We start from the raw sequence: 4,609 nt of genomic DNA, 5'->3' as shown, positions 1-4,609 counted from the left end.
TTAATAGCTCTTCTAACGGATTGACTGGTGTCTCAATAGAAATAACATTATCATTTTTAGTCATTGCGATGTTCCTTTTGTTAATTGTTGATCGGCCAAGATCAATTAACAAAAGGAACATCGCAATGCTTTATCCTCATACACCAGAAACGACTATAGCTCGTGCGCATGCTCGATTACCACATCAAACCAGCACTCTTTTTCAAAATAATGTGCATAGCTAATATACTGTATTATATAATATTTATCATGTTTCAGTTAGATACACCAGCCTTGAAAATGCGAAAAATAATTGTGGGTGTCTGAATTACAGTTGATAACGAACTAGAAAAATGATTGATTTGGAAGATATTTATGGGTTTTAAGGTGTTAAATAACGACTCAGTTGATTAACAGAGGTCGATGGTCTTCGAGTAACAGGTCGGAAGCTAGTTTACTGGCATAAACTGACAACACTTTGAAAAGTGCCGTCGTCGTTTATCTAAGTGTTCACAATAACGGCTTAGCTCTTGTAGCGTACCCACAGGACCATGAAACAATGTCCCCAAACTCTGTGATGATTTTTAGCCAATTTTCAGCTGGAATATTGAGTCTATTCAATATCTGCTCTGCATTCGCAGATATCGCTCCCCGTTTATCATTTCGGATAATTCGGCCTGTTTCATCAACCAGCTCAAGATAGTCTTTCAGTCCGAATACAATGCCCTTGGGTTGATGTTGACGTTCATTGCCAACAAAAGGTAGCAGTCGTTTAGGCTGCTTACCCGTTAATGCAGCTTCAACACGTAACTTTAGGCTAGTGTAGTCCAACTGCTCTGGCGTACTCGCTATTTTTGCACGAATAGGGTTCAGTTCAACATAGGCCATACAAGCAAGAACCGCTGCTTCATCTAATAATGCTTGGCTTTTAAAGCGGCCTTCCCAAAAGTGGCCTGTGCAGTTATCCTCAGCATTGGCTTGTCTCGCTATCGGTTCATTAAGACATCTCATAAACCAACTAATATCACTGAGCCGTGAACGGTAAATAGCAATTTGATGTTTTAACTGAGTCACTTGATGTGCATCGATCACTTCACCTTTGGTAAAGTCACGAGTGATTTGAGTACCGTTAAATAACTGATGCCACTGCTCAACCACTTATCTATCTGACCAGCTATTGGCTTTAGCAACATCAATATACAGTACGACATGCAGATGATTACTCATCACTGCATAAGCCGCGACATCAATAGCAAAGACCTCTGTTAACTTAAGGAGTTGCGACTCAACCCAACCACGACGATGGTCATAGTTTTTACCCGTGTATTTATCATCACCACATAAATAAGCCCGCCGCACTACACGGCTACAACAATGGTAATAAGGTGTGTCTTCTATGCTGATCAGGGTTCTTCTTGGACGTGGCATAGCAACCTCCAGCATCTACTAGTCCATAAAGCTTAGTCGGAGGATTTAAAATATGCCATTAATGATGGGTGTCTATGTCTATTTATGGGTGCCTATGTCTATTTAGCAATAGTCATAGACTTATATTCCCGTAAAGTTGTGGGTTGGAGTATGGGAACGAGAATGACAGCTCAGCTCGTTTGTGATGCATTAACCATGGCTATGTGGCAACGAAAACCGAAAGCTGGTTTGATAGTACATTCAGACCAAGGCATTCAATATGCTAGTCACCAATATCGACGAATACTGAGGCTGCACAGGTTTGTAGGTAGTATGAGCAAGAAAGGCTGTTGTTGGGATAATGCTGTAGCAGAGAGCTTCTTTGGAAACTTAAAGCAAGAGCGCGTGCATTGGCGTAATTATCAAACACGCTATGCAGCTCAGCAAGATATAATGAATTACATCACGATGTGGTACAGCAGCCAAAGAATGCATTCATACCTTGGCTACCAAAGTCCTAATGAATTTGAGTGTAAAGAGAGAGAGTTAAAAAAGGTAGCTTAACCAACTTAACTAGGGTGACCGAATTTAGTTGACCAGGTCAAGATGTGCTCATACAGCAGATTTGACAATAGCTCTGATATTTTTATCATCGACTATAGTTCATGTTGTTTTCTTATAGAAAATTCCATTTATTGTATAAGTGAACTTGTACTTCTGGAATAATAATAAAAATTTTATTATATAGGATATAACCATGGCTGTATCGTTACCTTTTGTAAGTAAAATTGATGATGCTCGAATAAACTCTATGCTGGATTTAGAGAAAAGTGAAATATGTCATATAAGTATATGGGATCAGATTAAAGATTTCTTTAGAAGTAATACAATGTATGATGCACTAAATGAACTTTATGACATTATTCATGGGTGTGACAATCAAAATACTCTAGAAATGTTTAATTCACTAAAAAGTTGTGCAGGAAGTGCTTTCGTAGATCGATTTGGTTTCAGACCAGATTACGATATATATGGAAATATCACTTTTACAATAAATGATGTCGTCATTAAATCTGAAAAGTTTTGTGATGTTGTTAAACAAATAAAAGATCGTAATGGTGAACCGTTACTGTTTAATTTCGTCGAAGAGGCTTATTTGTTTTGCATGGACAATAAAGCTGACTTTATGAGTAAACATCTAAATTCGGGAGGAGAACCTATTAATCTTGATGCGATAGGAGGTGATGAAAGCCCAATAGATGGGGATGATAAAATGGCAGTATGTGAATATTTTATGAGAAATAGCGAACAAGGTAAACAGATATCCGAACTGTTCTATTCTGTGAACACAACCGGTAATCTTTTTTACTTTGATCAGTTTAACATGAGTGACCTGAGGGAATCTAACATTTATCATATGAATTTAGCATACGAATATGTGAAGTCACATCCTTAAAAATGGATGTCAATTTCAAAGCAGTAAGCGCTCTAAAGCGAGGAGCTATAGTCATTTCTGGTGTATGAGAAAAAGGCATTGCGATGTAACCTGTTAATTGATCTTGGCGGTTCAACAATTAACCAGAGAGACATCGCAATGAGTGAAAATGATAATGTTATTTCCATTGAGACACCAGTCAATCCGTTAGAAGACATATTAAAAAAAGGCGCTCAGCAGCTGTTAGCCCAAGCGATAGAAGCTGAACTGGCGACCTTGCTAGCCCACTATCAGAATGAGACCGTCGAAGGGCTTCAGCGAATCGTCAAAAATGGTTACCAGCCTGAGCGTACTATCCAAACAGGCCTTGATGATATTGATGTCAAAGTCCCTAAAGTCAGGGACCGAAAAAAGGAAGGCGTTAAATTCAATAGTGCCTTGATCCCGCCCTATTTAAAACGGACAAAAAATATTGAAGAACTGATCCCATGGATCTATTTGAGAGGAATTTCACCTCCAATCTTCTACCGATTTATCTCGGCGCACTGGGTGTCTAAATTACGCCATTTGTATTCGGTAGGTTTGTTGTAAACTTTAACCTTATTAGTGCTTATCGCTTCCAGCGGGGTAAGGTCGTGAGTGCCCACTCACATAAGGGGTTGGATATTAAGCTTCGCTTAATAGAAGAGCGTGGACTCCCATCCACACTGGGCCAAAAGGGGAGCTACAGCAATCCCCTCTTGGAACACCTTTGCCGCCCCTTGCGAAGTTAAGCACCTCAATATTTTATTAACAGTCATCGCTATCGCCTCAGATTCATCATCCCTGATTCAACTAAGGCTATCTCGGCATCCGTACCTCACTCACACGATGACTGATAAAATACTTTCGGCAACTTCGATGGGGAATGAAAAGCAAAAGCAGTGTGCTGCTCCGGTTTGAATATTTTAGGTGTCTGAAATTCCCCTTGTTAGCCGTTACTGTTAGTTCAATGGAAGCATTAAGGACGCAATAAAACGTCTAAGCCAGCCTCTCTCATTATAAAGCGATGTCAGTACAACCGGCTTGAGCGAGCATAAGTAGCCAGCATCGATACGATTAAACTAAGCAAATAAGATAAGGAAATGCTCTTCTATCACCAAGGCCTATTATGGCCCTGGCTAGATCTCTACGTTCAAAACAAGCTTGACTATAAGGAAGCGTCCATATATGTCTATGTCTATTCCGGAGAAAGAAGTTCAGGCAGTTCAAGAGCGGCTGAACTTAAGGCCAAGAAAGTGTCTTGGTTATAAGCAGCCTAAAGTAGCATTTGAAAAGCTACGTCAGGCGGCATAAGCGAGTGTTGCACTTGCGGGTTAAATTCGCCATATACTGTATTAGCTATTAATAACGGATTAATTTACTTTATTCCCATCAAATACACCAGCCTGATTTTAGAAAGTTAACAATGGCAGCCCATATACCTTTCATCTTATTTTAATATATGGAATTACTAATATTTAAACCTTAAACATTCCAATAAGTAATAAGATCAATATTTAATGTTTTACCTTTATAATAACCTTCAAAGTTCATGTCTTTACTGTCCTTCCCTTCATGATTAGTACTTTTGAAATATACCGAGTTTTCTTTCTTTGCAATTGAAATGGCTTCAAATAAGTACCTGAGTATAAAATCACCAACAATTAGGTTAATATTTAATCTTTGATATTTTTTACATTACCAATGATATAGAACTTGTATCAATATCGAAATTTTTGTATAACTATCATTAGCATATGAATTATC

1 protein-coding gene and 3 pseudogenes are annotated in these 4,609 nt (G+C 38.6%); 3 read left to right on the top strand and 1 reads right to left on the bottom strand.

Translation table 11 applies throughout. The annotated features are described in order from the left end of the window. Positions 1-428: 428 nt before the first annotated feature. Positions 429-1,407: pseudogene (locus L2764_RS25825) on the bottom strand (transposase). 93 nt (positions 1,408-1,500) lie between these two features. Between L2764_RS25825 and L2764_RS25820 the strand changes: the two are divergent. The 3 genes and pseudogenes from L2764_RS25820 to L2764_RS25810 form a co-directional block, all read left to right on the top strand. Beyond that, a pseudogene (locus L2764_RS25820) lies at positions 1,501-1,950 on the top strand (IS3 family transposase); the annotation flags it as partial. Positions 1,951-2,143: 193 nt separating this feature from the next. Beyond that, positions 2,144-2,842, top strand: a complete 699-nt coding sequence (locus L2764_RS25815) for a T3SS effector SopD family protein (RefSeq protein ID WP_248943221.1) — start codon at positions 2,144-2,146, stop codon at positions 2,840-2,842. A 138-nt stretch (positions 2,843-2,980) separates the two neighbouring features. Next, a pseudogene (locus L2764_RS25810) lies at positions 2,981-3,334 on the top strand (transposase); the annotation flags it as partial. Positions 3,335-4,609: the final 1,275 nt, after the last annotated feature.

Source organism: Shewanella surugensis (assembly GCF_023284005.1).
GTDB lineage: Bacteria > Pseudomonadota > Gammaproteobacteria > Enterobacterales > Shewanellaceae > Shewanella > Shewanella surugensis.
The sequence above is the reverse complement of the archived record's forward strand: the minus strand, read 5'-3'. Positions and strand labels throughout refer to the sequence as shown.